Origin of the sequence: Sorangium sp. So ce367 (assembly GCF_051520455.1) — a bacterium.
GTDB classification, from domain to species: Bacteria; Myxococcota_A; Polyangia; order Polyangiales; family Polyangiaceae; genus Sorangium; species Sorangium cellulosum_B.
Window position 1 is genome coordinate 10756776 of record NZ_CP150334.1, and the last position, 18317, is coordinate 10775092.

The 18317-nt window shown below is 68.7% G+C and carries 16 protein-coding genes; 15 read left to right on the top strand and 1 reads right to left on the bottom strand.

Annotated features, from left to right (window positions below; genetic code table 11):
- Positions 1 to 118: 118 nt before the first annotated feature.
- The 14 genes from WME97_RS40760 to WME97_RS40825 all read left to right on the top strand — a co-directional run bounded on the left by WME97_RS40760 (position 119) and on the right by WME97_RS40825 (position 15321).
- A complete protein-coding gene (locus tag WME97_RS40760; RefSeq protein WP_437545829.1) occupies positions 119 to 814 on the top strand; it encodes a cytochrome c3 family protein in 696 nt (231 codons plus the stop codon).
- Positions 811 to 3810 (top strand): TAT-variant-translocated molybdopterin oxidoreductase, encoded by a 3000-nt coding sequence (locus WME97_RS40765; protein WP_437545831.1) that lies wholly within the window; start codon positions 811 to 813, stop codon positions 3808 to 3810. Before WME97_RS40760 ends, WME97_RS40765 begins: the two co-directional genes overlap by 4 nt.
- Positions 3807 to 5240: an NrfD/PsrC family molybdoenzyme membrane anchor subunit gene (gene nrfD / locus WME97_RS40770; protein ID WP_437545833.1), complete on the top strand. Its 1434-nt coding sequence runs from the start codon at positions 3807 to 3809 to the stop codon at positions 5238 to 5240. The genes WME97_RS40765 and nrfD overlap by 4 nt, the downstream gene beginning before the upstream one ends.
- Entirely contained in the window at positions 5230 to 5997 is a 768-nt protein-coding gene (locus WME97_RS40775; RefSeq protein WP_437545835.1) for a DUF3341 domain-containing protein, read from the top strand. Before nrfD ends, WME97_RS40775 begins: the two co-directional genes overlap by 11 nt.
- Positions 5994 to 6599, top strand: a complete 606-nt coding sequence (locus tag WME97_RS40780; protein WP_437545837.1) for a c-type cytochrome — start codon at positions 5994 to 5996, stop codon at positions 6597 to 6599. The genes WME97_RS40775 and WME97_RS40780 overlap by 4 nt, the downstream gene beginning before the upstream one ends.
- The gene (locus WME97_RS40785) at positions 6596 to 7801 is read left to right on the top strand and encodes a hypothetical protein (protein ID WP_437545839.1); all 1206 of its coding nucleotides are present in this window, start codon (positions 6596 to 6598) and stop codon (positions 7799 to 7801) included. Before WME97_RS40780 ends, WME97_RS40785 begins: the two co-directional genes overlap by 4 nt.
- A 10-nt stretch (positions 7802 to 7811) precedes the next feature.
- The gene (locus tag WME97_RS40790; RefSeq protein ID WP_437545841.1) at positions 7812 to 8429 is read left to right on the top strand and encodes a hypothetical protein; all 618 of its coding nucleotides are present in this window, start codon (positions 7812 to 7814) and stop codon (positions 8427 to 8429) included.
- Positions 8429 to 9271 (top strand): SCO family protein, encoded by an 843-nt coding sequence (locus tag WME97_RS40795; protein WP_437545843.1) that lies wholly within the window; start codon positions 8429 to 8431, stop codon positions 9269 to 9271. Before WME97_RS40790 ends, WME97_RS40795 begins: the two co-directional genes overlap by 1 nt.
- A 30-nt stretch (positions 9272 to 9301) precedes the next feature.
- Positions 9302 to 10246, top strand: coding sequence for a cytochrome c oxidase subunit II (gene coxB, locus WME97_RS40800; protein ID WP_437545845.1), 945 nt, complete (start codon positions 9302 to 9304; stop codon positions 10244 to 10246).
- A gap of 19 nt (positions 10247 to 10265) precedes the next feature.
- Positions 10266 to 11903, top strand: coding sequence for a cytochrome c oxidase subunit I (ctaD, locus tag WME97_RS40805; protein WP_437545847.1), 1638 nt, complete (start codon positions 10266 to 10268; stop codon positions 11901 to 11903).
- The gene (locus tag WME97_RS40810) at positions 11900 to 12586 is read left to right on the top strand and encodes a cytochrome c oxidase subunit 3 family protein (protein WP_437545848.1); all 687 of its coding nucleotides are present in this window, start codon (positions 11900 to 11902) and stop codon (positions 12584 to 12586) included. The genes ctaD and WME97_RS40810 overlap by 4 nt, the downstream gene beginning before the upstream one ends.
- A 15-nt stretch (positions 12587 to 12601) precedes the next feature.
- Positions 12602 to 13093: a cytochrome C oxidase subunit IV family protein gene (locus tag WME97_RS40815; protein ID WP_437545850.1), complete on the top strand. Its 492-nt coding sequence runs from the start codon at positions 12602 to 12604 to the stop codon at positions 13091 to 13093.
- A gap of 247 nt (positions 13094 to 13340) precedes the next feature.
- Complete coding sequence (locus WME97_RS40820; protein WP_437545852.1) at positions 13341 to 14759, top strand: sensor histidine kinase; 1419 nt, start codon at positions 13341 to 13343, stop codon at positions 14757 to 14759.
- A gap of 7 nt (positions 14760 to 14766) precedes the next feature.
- Positions 14767 to 15321, top strand: coding sequence for a response regulator transcription factor (locus WME97_RS40825; RefSeq protein ID WP_437545854.1), 555 nt, complete (start codon positions 14767 to 14769; stop codon positions 15319 to 15321).
- A 31-nt stretch (positions 15322 to 15352) separates the two neighbouring features.
- Here the strand turns inward: WME97_RS40825 and WME97_RS40830 are convergent, their stop codons facing one another.
- The gene (locus WME97_RS40830) at positions 15353 to 16549 is read right to left on the bottom strand and encodes a trans-sulfuration enzyme family protein (RefSeq protein WP_437545856.1); all 1197 of its coding nucleotides are present in this window, start codon (positions 16547 to 16549) and stop codon (positions 15353 to 15355) included.
- An 85-nt stretch (positions 16550 to 16634) separates the two neighbouring features.
- Between WME97_RS40830 and WME97_RS40835 the strand changes: the two genes are divergently transcribed.
- Entirely contained in the window at positions 16635 to 18299 is a 1665-nt protein-coding gene (locus tag WME97_RS40835) for a nitrite/sulfite reductase (protein WP_437545858.1), read from the top strand.
- The last annotated feature ends 18 nt before the right edge of the window (positions 18300 to 18317 follow it).

The following is an 18317-nucleotide window of genomic DNA, read 5'->3' on the forward strand; positions in this document are numbered from 1 at the left end:
GCCTCAATTACCCACAGCGGCAATCTGCCGCAGTCACGCGGCACTTTGCCGTCTTGTCGCACCCCGCCAGCAAGCCATAACTGCGCCCGCGCGTCCCTCCGACGCCCACCACAACCCTATGGCTCGGTTCCTGTTCCCACGATGGGCCAACAAAGTGGTTCCGCTGGGGCTGCTCTTCGGAGTTCTGCCCCTCGGCGCCGCTGTGATCGGCGGATTCTGGTACTACGGTACCAACAAACATCTCGAGGTCGGGTATCAGCCGGATCAACCGGTTGACTATTCCCACAAGCTGCACGCCGGCGACCTCGGCATCGACTGCCGCTACTGTCACAGCACAGTAGAGGTATCCAGCTTCGCCGCGGTTCCCCCCACCGAGACGTGCATGAACTGTCATGCCAAGGTGCGGCGGGACAGCGAAAAGCTCCTCCTCGTGCAGGAGAGCTGGGCGACGGATCAACCCATCCCCTGGGTGCGCGTCCACAACCTTCCTGACTACGCCTATTTCGACCACTCGGCCCACCTGGCCGCAGGGGTCGGCTGCGTGAGCTGTCACGGACGCGTGGACCAGATGCACAAGGTCCGGCAGGTCCAGCCGCTCACCATGGGATGGTGTCTGGACTGCCACCGCGATCCGGGTCCCAACCTCCGCAATCCCGCCGACGTCACCAAGATGGATATGGCACCCGCGACGGCCGCCATGGCGGGCGCCGGCATCCCCGCGAGCCACGAGCCTTACAACGATCGCGTGCCAGCGGTCACTTCCTCCGGGCGGCAGGTGCAAGCGCCGCTTCACTGCTCGGGGTGCCACCGATGAGTAAACGAACTCCTCTCCCCCTCGCCCAGGATCTCTCTGGAAAGACCTACTGGCGCAGCTTGGACGAGCTCTCCGGCTCGCCCGACTTCGTCGACGCGCTCGGGCGCGAGTTCCCGCCGGCCGCGTTCGAGCCGCCGGAGGGCGTCGGACGGCGCACGTTCCTGAGCCTCATGGGCGCGTCGCTCGCGCTCGGCGGCCTCGTGGGCTGCCGCCGGCCTGTCGAGCAGATCCTGCCGTACTCGCGGACCCCGGAAGAGGTCATCCCGGGCAAGCCGCTGTTCTTCGCGACGGCGCTGCCGATGATGGGCACGGCCTTCGGCGTCATCGTCGAGAGCCACGAGGGGCGGCCCACCAAGATCGAGGGCAACCCGAAGCACCCCGAGAGCCTCGGCGGGACCACCCTCCACATCCAGGCCTCGATCCTCGACCTTTACGATCCCGATCGCAGCAAGTCGGCGCGCGAGGGCGCGACCGAAAAGTCCTGGGACGACGCGGCGGCGTTCCTCCGCACCGAGGGCGACAAGCTCCGCGGCCGCGGCGGCAAGGGGCTCACGATCCTGACCGAGGCGCACCGGTCGCCGACGCTGGCCGCGCGCCTCGCCGATCTCCGCAAGACGCTGCCCGAGGCGCGCGTCGTCCGGTACGAGCCCTTCTCGCGCGACGCCGCGCGTGAGGGCGCGCGGCTCGCGTTCGGCAAGCCGCTCGAGACCACGCTCGACCTGACGAAGGCGCGCGTGATCGTCGCGCTCGACGCCGACCTGTTCGCCTCCGACGGCAGCCCGCTCAAGCAGGGGCGCGCGTTCACGGCGGGCCGCGCTGTCGACAAGGACCCGAAGGCGATGAACCGCCTCTACTCCGTCGAGAGCACCTTCACGATCACCGGCGCGGCCGCGGATCACCGGCTCCGCATCCAGAGCCGCAAGATCCCCGCCTTCGCCTTCGCCCTCGCGACCGAGCTCGGCAAGCGCGGGGTCGCGCTCGACCCGCAGCTGCTCAGCGCGCTCGCGGGCAAATCAGAAGGGCTCGACGCCAAGGCGACCCGGCACGTCGCCGCCATCGCCGCCGACCTCGTCGCCAACCGGGGCGAGGGCGCTGTCGTGGCCGGGCGCTCGCTGCCGAAGGAGGTCCACGGGCTCGTGCACCTCATCAACCTCGCGCTCGACAACACGGGCAAGGCGGTCCGGCACGTCGCGCCCTTCGACGACTCGCGCGAGGGCCCCGAGGCGCTCGTCGAGCTCGCGCGCTCCATCGAGAAGGGCGACGTCGAGACGCTGATCATCCTGGGCGGCAACCCGGCCTTCGACGCGCCCGCGGACGCGCGCTTCGCCGACGCGCTCGCCAAGGTGCCCGTGAGCGTGCACGTCTCGACGCACGTCGACGAGACGAGCGAGCGCACCCGCTGGCACCTGAACCGCGCCCACCCGCTGGAGTCGTGGAGCGACGTGCGGGCGGAGGACGGGACGGCCAGCATCGCGCAGCCGCTCATCGCCCCGCTCTTCGGCGGCAGGACCGACGCCGAGGTCATCGAGCTCCTGCTCGGCGGCTCGCGGACGGCCTACGATCTGGTGCGGGCGACCTGGCTGACCGCCGAGGGCGCGAAGCGCACCGAGGACGACTTCCGCCGCGCGCTGCACGACGGCCTCGTCGCGGGGACCCAGCTCGCGGACGAGCAGGTGGCCGCCGCGGCGCAGGGCGCGATCGAGGCGCTCCGCGCGTTCGCGCCCGCCGTGGGCGAGGGCCTGGAGGTGACCTTCCGGCCCGACGTGCACACGTGGGACGGCCGGTTCGCGAACAACGGGTGGCTCCAAGAGCTGCCCCACCCGATGACGAAGCTCACCTGGGGCAGCGCCGCGAACCTCTCGCCCTCGACGGCGGCGCGGCTCGGCCTGAAGGACGGCGACGTCGTGACGCTGACGGGCAGCGGCGCGTCGGTGCGGATCCCCGTCCTCGTCGCGCCGGGGCAGGCGGACGACTCGGTGGGCATCACCGTCGGCCAGGGGCGGCGCGCGAAGCTCCGGGTCGGCCATGGCGTCGGCGTCGACACGACCCCGCTGCGCAAGAGCGACGCCTTCGAGCTCGCCGGCGGCTTCTCGCTGGAGAAGACCGGCGAGGTCGTCGAGCTCGCGCGCACCCAGGAGCACTTCGTGATGGAGGGCCGCCCGCTCGCGCGGGAGGGCACGCTCGCCGAGTTCCAGAAGGACCCGGAGTTCGCCCAGAAGCAGGTCCACGTGCCGCCGCTCCTCAGCCTGTTCAAGGAGCCGAACCGGCGGCAGGGGCACGCCTGGGGCATGACCATCGACCTCAACGCCTGCCTCGGCTGCAACGCGTGCGTCGTCGCCTGCCAGGCCGAGAACAACATCCCGGTCGTCGGCGCCGACGGCGTGCGGCAGACCCGCGAGATGCACTGGCTCCGGATCGACCGCTACTTCCAGGGCACGGACCCGAACGAGCCGGAGAGCATCTCGCAGCCGCTCCCCTGCCAGCACTGCGAGAACGCGCCGTGCGAGCAGGTCTGCCCGGTCGCCGCCACGACGCACAGCCCCGAGGGGCTGAACGACATGGCGTACAACCGGTGCGTCGGCACGAAGTACTGCGCCAACAACTGCCCTTACAAGGTCCGTCGCTTCAACTTCCTCGAGTACAACCAGCCGGACTCGGAGGAGCAGAAGATGCAGTTCAACCCCAACGTCACCGTTCGATCGCGGGGCGTCATGGAGAAGTGCACCTTCTGCGTGCAGCGGATCAACCACGCCAAGATCGACGCCAAGCGAGAGGGGCGGGAGCACATCAAGGACGGCGAGGTCGTGACCGCGTGCCAGGGCGCTTGCCCGACGCAGGCCATCGTCTTCGGCGACCTCGACGACCCCAAGAGCCAGGTGGCCGCGGCGGCCGCTAGCCCGCGCGGTTACCGATTGCTGGACGAGATCAACACCAAGCCGCGGGTCACGTACCTCGCCAAGATCCGCAACAAGAACCCGGAGCTCGCCGACGCATGAGCGCCACAGCACCCCTCCAGGTCGATCACCCCCGGCTCTCGGACCGCGCCGCCCTCTTGGACGAGGCGCCGCTCGTGCAGGGGAAGGACGACTTCCGCTCTCTCACCGACAAGATCTCGGGCATCGTCCTCAGCAAGCGCCCCCCCGGGTGGCTCGTCCTGCTGTGCCTTGCCATCAGCATCCTCTTCATCCTCGCCGGCTCGCTCGTTCACCTCGTCGGGACCGGTATCGGTATCTGGGGGCTGAACACCACGGTCAACTGGGCGTGGGACATCACCGGCTTCGTGTTCTGGGTCGGTATCGGCCACGCCGGCACGCTGATCAGCGCCATCCTCTTCCTCTTCCGCCAGAAGTGGAGGACGAGCATCAACCGCGCCGCGGAGGCGATGACGATCTTCGCGGTCGCGTGCGCCGCCATCTACCCGGTGGCCCACCTGGGCCGGATCTGGTTCGCCCACTGGCTGTTCCCGATCCCGAACCAGATGAGCATCTGGCCGAACTTCAAGAGCCCGCTGCTCTGGGACGTGTTCGCCGTCTCGACGTACGCGACGGTCTCGACCCTCTTCTGGTTCGTCGGGCTCATCCCTGATCTCGCCACGATCCGCGACCGGGCCACGACCCGGACGAAGCAGATCGTCTTCGGGATCCTCAGCCTCGGCTGGCGCGGCTCGCACCGCCACTGGCTCCACTACGAGAAGGCCTACCTGATCTTCGCCGGGCTCTCGACGCCGCTCGTGCTCAGCGTGCACACGATCGTGTCGTTCGACTTCGCCGTCTCGATCGTCCCCGGCTGGCACACGACGATCTTCCCGCCGTACTTCGTCGCCGGCGCCATCTTCAGCGGGTTCGCGATGGTCGTCACGCTGATGGTGTTCGCGCGCAAGGCGTTCGGTCTCGAGGGGCTCATCACGATGCGGCACCTAGAGAACATGAACAAGGTCATCGTCGCGACCGGCACCATGGTCGGTTACGCGTACGGGATGGAGCTCTTCATCGCCTGGTACAGCGGCAACGGCTACGAGCAGTTCGCCTTCCGGAACCGCATCCTCGGCCCGTACGCCTGGGCCTACTGGACCATGGTGAGCTGCAACGTGATCTTCCCGCAGCTCTTCTGGTTCAAGAAGGTGCGCACCAGCATCCCCGCGATGTTCATCATCTCGATCCTGGTCAACATCGGGATGTGGTTCGAGCGCTTCGTCATCATCGTGACGAGCCTCCACCGCGACTTCCTCCCCTCGAGCTGGACCTACTTCCGCCCGACCATCTGGGACATCTCGACGTTCTTCGGTTCGTTCGGCCTCTTCTTCACGCTCTTCCTGCTGTTCGTCCGCTACCTGCCGATGGTCGCGATCAGCGAGGTGAAGGGGGTCACGGCGGCGGCCGATCCTCACGGCTCGCACAGCAACGACGAGGCTCATCATGCAGCGTAACAGCGACGCCCGACGCCAGAAGCGCTCCGGGAAGCCCGCCTCGGCCGAGGAGGCACGAGCGCACAAGGACTCCGCGCGCGACAGCCAGCCCGACGTCAAGCCGCAGGGCCACGTGCCCGAGGACGACGCGGAGTACGACGAGCCCCGCGAGAGCGGGCCGCACGGTCAGGCCGCGCTCGCGATCGAGCGCAAGCTGGAGCGCAAGGCCGAGCACGAGGCGGACGGCGAGTCGACCCTGTTCGGGGTGATGGGCTACTTCACGACCCCGAAGGACATCTTCCACGCGTGCGAGGCGCTCCGGGACGCCGGGTACAGCCGCTTCGACGCGCACACGCCGTTCCCCGTGCACGGGCTGGAGAAGGCGATGGGGCTCAAGCCGTCTCCGCTGCCGTGGCTCGTGCTCGGCGGCGGGGCGGCGGGGCTCGCCAGCGCCATCGCGCTCGCCTGGTACACGCAGTACCACGACTATCCGCTCATCATCAGCGGCAAGCCGTCGTTCTCGTACCAGGCCTTCATCCCCATCTTCTTCGAGCTCACGGTCCTCTTCGCGGCGCTCACGTGCTTCTTCGGGCTCTTCGCGCTCGGGCGCCTGCCCACCTTGTTCCACCCCACCATGACGCACCCCTCGTTCCCGCGGGCGACCGACGACGCCTTCTTCATCAGCGTCGAGGCGAGCGACCCGAAGTTCGACTCCACGGAGACGCGCAACCTCCTCCAGCGCCTCGGCGCCCAGGGCATCCGGGAGGTCTCCTCGTGAAGCGCTGGTGCATTCCCCTCCTCGTCGTCCTGGCAGGCTGCCGCGGACAGGCGAGCAGCGATCCGCCGATCCACCTCTTCGGAGACATGGACTGGCAGCCCAAGTTCCAGCCCGAGGAGGGCACCAGCCTGTTCCCCGACGGGCGGGCGATGCGGCCGATCGTCGAAGGCACGGTGGCCCAGGGATCGCTCGACGAGAGCGAGGCCTACCGCACCGGCAAGGACGGCGAGACGTTCCTGGCGTTCGCGCCCATCACCGTCGATGAGACGGTGATCCGGCGCGGCCAGGATCGCTTCAACATCTACTGTGCGCCGTGCCACGACCAGAGCGGGAGCGGCCAGGGCATGGTGGTGAAGCGCGGGTACCCGCCCCCCATCGACCTCGCGTCCGAGCGGGCCATCGGCCTGCCCGACGGCGAGATCTTCAACGTCATCACGAACGGCGTGCGCAACATGCCGTCCTATCGGAAGCAGATCCCGGTCAAGGACCGGTGGGCGATCGTCACGTGGGTGCGCGTGCTGCAGCACAGCCAGCACGCGCGCGTCGACGACGTGCCCGAGGCCCAGCGGGGCAACATCGCGAAGGAGAGCGGAACTCCATGAAGTCCCACGGAAGTGCTCTGGCCGAGGACGCGAAGGTCCTCGATCCGGCGGTCGCGAAGCGGCTCGTCTCGGGGAGCATGGTGCTGGCGATCGTCGGCGTGGTGCTCTCGGCGGCGGCGGCGGTCTCCGACGCGAAGCGCTTTGCGTTCTCGTACCTCACCGGCTTCACGTGGCTCGTGACGATCGGGCTCGGCGCGCTGTTCTTCGTGATCATCCAGCACCTGACCCGCGCGCGCTGGTCGGCGGCCGCGCGCCGCCACATGGAGTGGATGAGCGGCATCCTGCCCGCCTGCATCGTGCTCTTCCTCCCGGTCGCGGTGCTCGCCCATGACATCTACCATCACTGGATGGGGCCCGACGCGGCGAACGATCATGTGCTGCACCAGAAGGCGCCCTACCTGAACCCGACGTTCTTCTACATCCGCGCCGTGGTGTTCCTCGTGGCGTGGGCGGGCCTCGCGCTCTGGTTCATCAAGACCTCCCGCGCGCAGGACAAGAGCGCCGATTTCCGGCCCACCGCGAGGATGCGCGCCGGGGCCGCCCCGGCCGTCATCGTCTTCGCCCTGACCATCTCGTTCGCGGCGTTCGACTGGCTGATGAGCATCGACCCGCACTGGTACTCGACGATCTTCGGCGTCTACGTGTTCGCCGGCTCGGCCACGAGCTCCCTCTCGGCGCTCGCGCTGATCACGATCGCGCTGCACAAGGCGGGGCTCCTGCGCAAGGTGAGCAACGTCGAGCGCCAGCACGACATCGGCAAGCTGCTCTTCGGATTCACGATCTTCTGGGCCTACATCGCGTTCTCGCAGTTCATCCTGATCTGGTACGCGAACATCCCGGAGGAGACGATCTTCTACCAGCACCGCTGGGAGGGCTCGTGGAAGGTCGTGAGCCTGGCCTTGCTGTTCGGGCACTTCGTCGTTCCGTTCCTCGTCCTCCTGTCGCGGCACGCGAAGCGGAGCCCGCTCGTGCTCGGCGCGGCGTCGGTGCTCCTCCTCGTGATGCACTACGTCGACCTCTACTGGCTCGTCATGCCGAACGTGGATCACCACGGCGCGCACCTGAGCTGGATCGACCTCGCCGGCTTGCTCGGCCCGCTGGGCGTCGGAGCCTGGATGCTCGCGCTCCAGGCGTCCAAGAGCCCGCTGTATCCCCTGAACGACCCTCACCTTGCCGAAGCGGCTCGGATCGACAACCCGTAAGGAGCCGGCCATGAGCGAAGCGACCGACAACACAGCGACCGATCACGCCGAGGCCCAGGCCGAGGTGGATCGACCGAACAACTCGCTCATCTTCGTGATCGTGATCGCCACGCTGCTCTCGATCGTGGTGGTCGTGCTCTTCGTCAACGAGATCTTCAAGTCGACGATGGAGCGCGAGATCTCGACCAAGGTGCTGGAGCCGCCGAGCAGCGGGGTCCGCAGCCTGCGGGCCTGGGAGAAGGAGCGGCTCAGCCGCTACCAGTGGGCCGACGAGAAGAAGGGCGTCGTCCGCATCCCGGTCGATCAGGCCGTCGCGCTCACCCTGAAGGACTACCAGGAGAAGCGCGTGAGGACCGTGGCCGCTCCCGCCGCGACGACCGAGGGCGCGCAGCCCGCGGACGGCGCGGCGAAGCCCGCCGAGGGCGCCGCCGCCGGCGAGCCGTCGAAGGGCGAGGACGCAGCGAAGCCGGGCGACAAGGACGCGGCGAAGCCCTCGGACGCGGCCAAGCCTGCCGAGACGGCCAAGCCCGCCGACGCCGTGAAGCCCGCCGAGGCGGCCAAGCCCGCCGCGCCTGCAGGCGCGGCGCCCAAGCCCGCAGCCCCGGCGACCCCCGCTCCGGAGCAGTGATGTCCCGCCCGCTGTCTGCCCTGCTCGCCGTTCTCGCGCTCGTGGTGGCCACGGTCACCCCGGCGCGGAGCGCGCGAGCTGCGGACACGACCATCCCGACGGAGCTCGCCGGCATCGACATCGAGGAGCGGCCGGGAGCCCTGCTCCCGCAGAAGCTCCGGCTCCGCGACCAGTCGGGGCAAGAGGTCGAGCTCGCCAAATATGCGGCGGGCGACAAGCCCCTCGTCCTGGTGCTCGGTTATTTCGAGTGCCCGATGCTGTGCTCGCTGGTCCTGAACGGCGTGCTCCAGGCCATGAAGGAGAGCGCCTGGACCGCGGGCCAGGAGTACCGCGCGCTCGTCGTCAGCTTCGACCCCCGCGACACGCCCGAAGCCGCGCGCAAGAAGCGGGCGAACTACATCGAGGCGTACGGCAAGCCGGTCACCGGCGACGGCTTCGACTTCCTCGTCGGAGACGAGGCGTCGGTGCGCGCGCTCGCCGACGCGGTGGGCTTCCACTACCGGTGGGACGACACGACCAAGCAGTACGCACACGCGGCGGGCGCGTTCGTCTTCACGCCCGACGGGCGCCTGTCGCGCACGCTGTACGGCATCTCCTTCCCACAGAAGAACTTCGGCCTCGCGCTGCGCGAAGCGGGCAGCGGGCAGGTCGGGAGCGCCTGGGATCGGGTGCTCTTGTTCTGTTTCCATTACGATCCCAACGCCCGAGGGTACGTCCTGGCGACGAGGCGGCTGATGATGGCGTCAGGCGTCGTCACCGTCGTGCTCATCGGGCTCTGGCTCATTCGCTTCTGGCGGACTGAACGCGCCCGCACGAGGGCGCGTGTAAACGAGGCTTCCTAGATACAAGGTGGCGGAGCCACAACTATGGTGATGAAAAACCCGATCGAACTCGGCTCCTTCTGGCTGCCCCGCCAGGGCTCGACGCTCGCTGAGCACATCGACGCCGGCTGGGACGCGGCCTACTGGGTCTCCGTCCTCTTCTTCATCCTGGTGGCGGGGGCGACGGTGCTCTTCGCCATCAAGTACAAGCGGCGGAGCGAGCGCGACAAGACGAGCCCCATCGACCACAGCACGACGGTCGAGGTCGTGTGGACGCTGATCCCGCTCGCCATCGTGATCGCGCTCTTCTTCGTGGGCATGCGCGGCTACGTGCACGCGTCCGTCGCGCCGGCCGAGTCCTACGAGATCAACGTCACCGGCGAGATGTACCTGTGGACGTTCACCTACCCCGACGGGACGACGACCGTGAACGAGCTCGGCGTACCGCGGGGCCGCCCGGTGCGGCTCATCATGAGCTCGAAGGACATCCTCCACAGCTTCTACATCCCGGAGTTCCGCGTGAAGCAGGACGTGGTCCCGGGGTCGTACACGTCGCTGTGGTTCGAGGCGACGGAGGCGCGGGAGACCGTGCTCCTGTGCACCGAGTACTGCGGCTCCGGTCACTCGGACATGCTCGCCACGGTCAAGGTGCTGGAGCCGTCGGACTTCGAGAAGTGGCTCGAGGGCAACAACAACAGCGACCTGCCGCCCGAGGAGCTCGGCAAGCTGCTCTTCGCCAAGCGGAGCTGCGCGACCTGCCACTCGCTCGACGGGACGCGCATCCAGGGCCCGTCGCTCAAGGGGCTCTTCGGCCGCGAGGAGGAGTTCGCGGACGGATCCAAGCTCATCGCGGACGAGAACTACTTCCGCGAGAGCGTGTTCAACCCCGGCGGCCAGGTCGTACGCGGCTACCCGCCGGTGATGCCGTCGTTCAAGGGGCTCCTCAAGGACAAAGAAGTGGACGCGCTCATCGCTTATCTGAAGTCGGTGAAGTGAGCGCCGGGGAGAAGCAGTCATGTCGCAGACCGTAACAACCCTCGACGTCAATACGGCACCCGCCGGCGGCCACGGAACGGACTACATCCGGGCCCAGAGCGGGATCATGTCGTGGCTCACCACGGTCGATCACAAGCGGATCGGCCTGATGTACCTCATCAGCACGTTCATCGCGTTCGCGATGGGCGGGGTGTTCGCGCTCGTCCTCCGGCTCGAGCTGCTGACGCCGAAGGAGACGCTGATGAGCGCGAACACCTACAACCAGATGTTCACGCTCCACGGCGCGGTGATGACCTTCTTGTTCATCATCCCGAGCATCCCCGGCGCGCTCGGCAACTTCCTGCTGCCGATCATGATCGGCGCGAAGGACGTCGCCTTCCCCAAGCTGAACCTCCTCAGCCTGTACCTCTACTGGATCGGCGCGCTCTTCACGCTGTCGTCGCTCGTCACGGGCGGCATCGACACCGGCTGGACGTTCTACGTGCCGTACTCGAGCACGGTGACCACGACGTCGGTCCTGAGCGTCACGTTCGGCGTGTTCATCCTGGGCTTCTCCAGCGTGCTCACGGGGCTGAACTTCATCGTCACGATGCACAAGCTCCGGGCGCCCGGGATGGGCTGGTACAAGATGCCGCTCATGCTCTGGGCGATCTACGCGACCAGCATCGTCCAGATCCTCGCCACGCCGGTCCTCGGCATCACGCTCCTCCTGCTCATCGCGGAGCGCGCCTTCCACATCGGCATCTTCGACCCGGCGCTCGGCGGCGACCCGGTGCTCTACCAGCACTTCTTCTGGTTCTACAGCCACCCGGCCGTCTACATCATGATCCTGCCGGGAATGGGCATCATCAGCGAGCTCATCTCGGTCCACTCGCGGCGCAGGGTCTTCGGCTACAAGGCGATCGCGTTCTCCAGCGTCGCCATCGCCCTGGTCGGCTTCCTCGTGTGGGGCCACCACATGTTCACCTCCGGCCAGAGCGAGTTCGCGGCGATCATGTTCTCGTTCCTGACCTTCCTCGTCGCCATCCCCAGCGGCGTGAAGGTCTTCAACTGGATCGCGACGCTGTGGCGCGGCTCCATCAGCTACAGCGCGCCGATGCTGTACGCGCTGTCGTTCCTCATCCTCTTCTCGATCGGCGGGCTCACCGGCGTCTTCCTCGGGATGCTCAGCGTCGATCTGCACCTGCACGACACGTACTTCGTGGTCGCGCACTTCCACTACGTGATGGTCGGCGGCACCGTCATCGCCTACATCGGCGGGCTCCACCACTGGTGGCCCAAGATCACGGGCAAGATGTACTCGGAGCGGCTCGCGTCGATCTCCTGCGTGCTGGTCTTCATCGGCTTCAACGTCACGTTCTTCTCGCAGTTCGTCCTCGGTAGCCGCGGGATGCCGCGCCGCTATTACAACTACCTGGACCAGTTCCAGCCGCTGCACGCCTTCTCGACCGTGGGCTCGTGGATCCTGGGCCTCGGCTTCCTCGTGATGATCATCTGCTTCATCAAGTCGCTGCGCTCCGGCGCTCCGGCGCCGGCGAACCCCTGGGGTGGGCTCAGCCTCGAGTGGACCACCGCCTCCCCGCCCATCACCGAGAACTTCGTCCGCACCCCGGTCGTGACCAAGGGCGCCTACGACTTCAACACGGAGAACGCATGAGCGCGCACGCCGAGGCCGCCGACCGGCCGAACAAGGCAGGCACGGCCCTGTCCCCCGACTTCCACGTCGCCCATCATTTCGATTCCGCCGACACGCAGTTCGACGCCGGCAGGATGGGCATCTGGCTCTTCCTGGTCACGGAGATCCTGCTCTTCGGCGGGCTGTTCTGCGCGTTCGCCATCTTCCGGGGCTGGTTCTTCGACTCGTTCGTGGAAGCCCACCATCACCTCGACAAGGTGATGGGCGGCGTCAACACGATCGTGCTCATCTGTTCCAGCCTGACGATGGCGCTCGCCGTCCGGTCTGCGCAGAGGAGCGACCAGAAGACCACCACCCGGCTGCTCGTGGTGACCCTGCTCTGCGCGGCCGTGTTCCTTGTGATCAAGTACTTCGAGTACCAGCACAAGTTCCACGACGGCCTCCTGCCCGGGAAGTACTTCACCGCCCAGGGCTTCACCACGGCCCACGCGGGGACGTTCTTCGCCATCTACTTCATGATGACGGGCATCCACGGGCTGCACGTCGTCATCGGGATGGGGCTCATCACGTGGATCCTCATCCGCAACCTGCGCGGTGAGTTCTCGAGCCGTTACTACTCGCCGGTCGAAGGGGTGGGGCTGTACTGGCACCTCGTCGACCTCATCTGGATCTATCTCTTCCCCCTGCTCTACTTGGTGGGCTGAGGCCTAGAGGACAGCATGTCGACACACGCAGAAGCAGCTGGCGCGCACGGGCACGGGCACGGCCATGGCCACGGCGCAGACCACGTGCCTCACGTCCTGCCGCTCAAGGTCTACATCGCCACGTGGCTCGCGCTGCTCGTGCTCACGGTCGTCACCGTGGGCGCGAGCTACGTCGACCTCGGCGCGGCCAACCTGGCGATCGCGGTCCTCATCGCGACGACGAAGGCGGGCGTCGTGGCGCTCATCTTCATGCACCTCAAGTGGGACCATAAGTTCCACACCCTGATCTTCGCGTCGTCGCTCATCTTCCTGGCGATCTTCATCGGCTTCACCATGTTCGACACGGCCAACCGCGGCCGGGCCGAGGGGATCGAGGCCGAGCGGCCGGCGGACATCAAGGCGCCGTTCGACGGCAAGCGCGCCGCCGACGACTGGAGGATGAAGCGGGCGCACAAGGCGCCGCCGCCGCCCGCGCAGCACGGCAACGGAGCCGCAGAGGCCAAGTGACCGGCCCGGGGCCGAGCGCCCCGCCGGCGCGAGGCCGAACGTAACCCAGCCAACAATTTCAAGTCACGGTATTCGCTGGGGTTTTTCCTGACACCCCCCGGATGTGGGCCGGGGCGCACCTCGCGCGTGCTCGCGGCTTTCGTGCGCGGTACAAGGGAGCGGATGCAAGGCAACGTCGGAAGGTTGCTCCGGGATGGACGCCGGACGCCTCGACCGCGCCCTGGAAAGCCCCCCTGTCCGCGCGCGGATGCAATCCTCCTTTCAGCCATGGTCGCTTGACGCAGGGCACGACCCTGCCAAGAGCAGCGCGCCCCCTGCGGCGCGCCGACGGCTCGCGGTCCTGCTCTCCGGGCCGAAGCCCCCCTCCTGGGACACCGCCGACAGGTGGCTGATCCAGCTGCGGTGGGGGGCGATCGCGGGGATGATCGCGACCACGGTCGCGGGCAGGAAGCTCGTCCCCGACCTCGGGCTCGCTCCGCTGATCGTCGGCATCGCCGCGATCGCGGCGGCCAACGTCGCCTGGACCATCCGGGTCGGGCGCGCGCGCCGGCCGGACGGGGGCGAGCCGTCGGCGCGCGAGCCCGCGCAGGATCACGCGCGCGCCCAGCTCGTGGGCGACGTGATCGCGAACGCCTGGATGCTCTGGTTCTCGGGCGGGCTGGCGAACCCCTTCGCCGTCTTCCTCGCTTTCCATATCGCCCTCTCCGGCCTCCTGTGCCCGCGGCGCACGACCGTGCTCGTCGGCCTGTTGACGCTGGCCGCGATCGCCGTGCTCACGTACGCGACGCCGCTGCCGCTCGACGCGGCGCCGCTCGGCGGCGAGCGCATCCGGCGGCTGGGCGACCTCGTGTCGCTCACGTCGCTGACGCTGTTCCTCGGCTTCTTCGTCGTCGTCTACGCGCACAGGCTCGAGGAGCTCCGGCAGCAGAGCCAGCGGAACGAGCGGCTGGCGATGCTCGGGCGCATGGTCGGCGGGATGTCGCACGAGCTCAGCACGCCGCTCGCGACGATCCTCCTCGCGAGCAAGGACCTCGTCGACGTGGCGCGCGAGACGGGCTCCGAGGACGCCGCGCGCATGGCCGAGACCGTGGCCGGCGAGGCGCGGCGCGCGAGCGACATCATCGGGCTGATGCGCGGCCAGATCCGGCTCGATCAGCGGCTGGAGCCGCTCGAGCTCACCCGCTTCGTGCGCGACCTGGCGAAGGTCGAGCTCGCGCGGCTCGGCTACCGCGGCGAGCTCGCGTTCGACACGCCGCGGCCGGTGCAGGCGGACGTGCTGCGGCCGGCGCTCTGCCAGGTGCTCGTCAACCTGCTCGCCAACGCCGCCGAGGCGACGGCCGACTCGGCCGAGCAGCGGATCGAGCTGAGCGTCGTCGAGCGCGGCGACGTCTGCGAGATCGCGGTCTCCGACAACGGGCCGGGGCTCAACCCCGACATCGCCGGGCGGCTCGGGGAGCCGTTCCAGACGACGAAGATGGAGCAGGGAGGCATGGGGCTCGGGCTCTACATCAGCTCGATGATGGCCTCCCGCATGAACGCGGTGCTGCGCATGGAGAGCGTCGAGACCGGCGGCGCGAAGGCGACCTTGCGCCTCCGCCTCGACGGGAGCACGGGCCCCATGGACGCGGATCTGCCCGGCGCGCTGAAGCGCTCCGGGGCCGCCTGAGGTGAAGATGACGCGACGGATCGAGACGGCGCTCCTCGTGGACGACGACGATGCGTTCCGCACCACCCTGCAGGGCGCGCTGCGCCGCCGCGGGGTCGTGGCGAGGACCGCGGCGACGATCGACGAGGGGCTCGTGGCGCTCGAGTACGAGCCGGTGGACCTCGTGGTCATCGACTACCGCATGCCGCGCGGCGACGGGCTCAGCGCGCTCGCCCAGTACCGCAAGCTGCAGCCGGACGCGGCGATCGTGATGCTGACCGGGTTCGGGGACATCCCGCTGGCGGTGGCGGCGATGCGCGAGGGCGCCGACACGCTGCTCAGCAAGCCCATCGACGCGGACAAGCTGCTGCGTGAGGCCGCGAGCCTCCGGGAGCGCCAGCGGCCCCCGCCCTCGGCCTCGGCGGCGCCGACGCCGCCGCCGGGGAGCCTGAAGCTCGACGATCTCGAGCGCGAGGCGATCCGCGCCGCGCTGCGGGAGTCGGGCGGCGTGGTGGCCACCGCGGCGAAGCTGCTCGGGATCGACCGGCGGACGCTGCAGCGGAAGCTGAAGAAGCTCGGCTAGCCGCGCGCCGGCCTTCCCGGGCGAGCCGAGGCTAGGCCTTGCCGAGCGCGTCGAGCGCGCCAAGGACGTCCCTCACGACGTCCTCGGTCTCCTCGATGCCGACCGACAGGCGAATCAGCGCGGGGGAGATGCCGATCGCCGCGAGCTGCTCGTCGCTGAGCTCGTGGAAGCTCATGATGCAGGGCTGCTCGATGAGCGTCTCCACGCCGCCGAAGCTCGGGGCGATCGCGGCGATGCGCGTGCCGTCCACCACGCGCGAGGCCGCCTCTCGCCCGCCGCGCACGGTGAAGCTCACCACGCCGCCGAAGCCGCGCATCTGCTCGGCCGCGACCTTGTGATCCGGGTGCGACGGGAGCCCCGGGTAGAACACCCGCTCCACCGCGGGGTGCGCCTCGAGCGCGCGCGCCACGGCGAGCCCGGTCGCGTTCTGCCGCTCGATGCGGAGCGCGAGCGTCTTCATCCCGCGCCCGATCAGCGCCGCGGCGTGGGGATCCATGATGCCCCCAAGGACGCTCCGCATGTCGCGGATCAGCGAGATCAGCGCGCTCGATCCGGAGACCGCGCCGCCCAGGACGTCGTTGTGGCCGGACAGGTACTTGCTGGCGCTGTGGACCACGAGGTCGATGCCGCGGCCGATCGGGTCCGAGTTGCAGGGGGTCGCGAACGTCGCGTCGACGACCGTCTTCACCCGCGCCTTCTTGCAGATCTCGGCGAAGCGGGACAGGTCGATACAGTGGAGGTAGGGGTTCGTCGGCGACTCGCTGAGCGCGAAGCGGGTCCGCGGCCGGATCGCCGCCTCGAGCTGATCGAACGCGCCCGGGTCGATCAGCGTGTGCTCGACGCCGAGCCGAGAGAGCACGTTGATCACGAACTGCCGCGTGCGGCGGTACACGTCGCGGAACAGGATGACGTGGTCGCCCGCCTTGAGGAGCGCGAACGCCGTGGTCGTCACCGCCGCCATCCCGCTCGCGAAGAGCAGGGCGTCCTCGGCGCGGTCGAGCGCCGCGATGCGCTGCTCGACCTCGCGCACGGTGGGATTGCCGTAACGGCCGTACTCCTGCCGCTCGGGATCCGCGTCCCCTCCGGCGAAATAGCGCTCGAGGTCCGCCGTGTTCGCAAAGGTGTAGGTCGCCGTCTGCGCGATCGCAGGCGCGAGGGTGTGGGAGGGGCGCTGGCGGAGTACACCCGCATGCACGGCTTCGGTCGAGTTCGGCAGAGCGGTCTTCATGGTGCTGGGGGCTGGATACCTCGTGGAACCGGCGGTGATAATTGTCGCACTTGACGCGTCGGAAATATAGGGAATACCATCGGATATGTCGCAACGAGTCGAGCGCCTTGCGGCGGCCATCGACGTACACGCCGAGAACGTCGCCAAATTCAAACGTGGTGAGCTGACCCCCGACCAGTTCCGTCCTCTACGGCTGGCCATGGGTGTCTACGCGCAGCTCGCGCACGTGAAGCACATGCAGCGGATCAAGATCCCGGGCGGACAGCTGACCGCAGCGCAGCTGGAAGCGCTCGCGGAAGTGACCGAGCGGTGGGGTCGCGGGCTAGCGCACGTCACAACACGCCAGGACATCCAGCTGCACTACCTGGAGATCGAGGAGACGATCGACCTGCAGCGCGCGCTGGCGCAAGCTGGCGTGACGACGGTCGGCGCGTGCGCCGATACGCTCCGCAACGTGACCGCGTCGCACCTCGCGGGCGTGGTCGAGGACGAGGTGTTCGACGTGACGCCCTACGCGCACGCGGTCACCGAGCATTTCCTCTTCCACGAGCACAACCGGCGGCTACCGCGGAAGTTCAAGGTGGGCCTGTCGGGCAGCGCGCGCGATCACGCGCAGATCATGATCAACGACGTCGGCCTCCTGGCCAAGGTCGGCGATCTCGGCCAGGGCTTCGCCGTCTACGTGGCGGGCGGGCTCGGCTCGACGCCCGAAATCGCCCACCTCTGGCGGGAGTTCATCCCGATCGCCGATCTGCTGCCGGCGTGCGAGGCGGTGGTCAGCGTGTTCTTCCGGGACGGCGAGCGAAAGAACCGGAAGAAGGCGCGGCTCAAGTTCCTGATCCGCAAGGTCGGCGAGGCCGAGTTCCTGCGCAGGCTGGACGAGGAGTTCGATCGCATCAAGGCGGCGCGGGGCGACGCGCTCGCGGCCGACGTGGCGCGGTACGTGTCCGAGTACCGGGAGAGCGACCCGCCCCCGCTCGAGCCGTCGCGGGAGACGCTCGGCGACGGCGCCTTCGCGCGCTGGAAGCGGACCAACACGATCCCGCAGAAGCAGCCCGGCTACCGGGTGGCCACCGTCAAGCTGCCGCTCGGCGACATCACGGGCGAGCAGCTGAAGCGCCTGGCCGACATCTCCCGTCGCTTCGGCAACGGCGAGGTGCGGGCGACGAACACGCAGAACTTCGTGCTGCGCTGGGTGCCGGAGGCGAAGATCCTCGGCCTGCACCGCGAGCTCTCGCAGATCGGCCTCGCCGAGGCGGACGCGGGGCACATCACCGACGTGGTGACCTGCCCCGGCGGCGACTACTGCACGCTCGCGATCACGAAGAGCATGGAGGTCGGCACGCGCATCCGGGATCACCTGGTGCCGAACGGCAGCCGCCAGGAGACCGAGGACTTCGTCAGCGCGCTCGGCGAGTTCGACATCAAGATCTCGGGGTGCCCGAACTCGTGCGGTCAGCACCACGTCGCGGACATCGGGATGACGGGCCTGATGGTGAAGGGCAAGGACGGCGTCGAGCGCCCGCACTACTCGCTCCGCGTGGGCGGCTGCTGCGGCCCGAGCGCGCGCATCGGCGAGCGCCTCGACGGCCGCATCCCCGAGGAGGAGACGCCCAAGGTCATCGCCGCGATCGCGCGCTTCTACATGGCCGGCCGCGCCGAGGGCGAGAGCTTCCGCGACTTCGTCACGCGCAAGGGCGTGCAGGAGATCACCCGCGCCGGCTTCGCCGCCGCCGAGGGCGCCGTCTGACCGAGCCCCCGCCGTCCC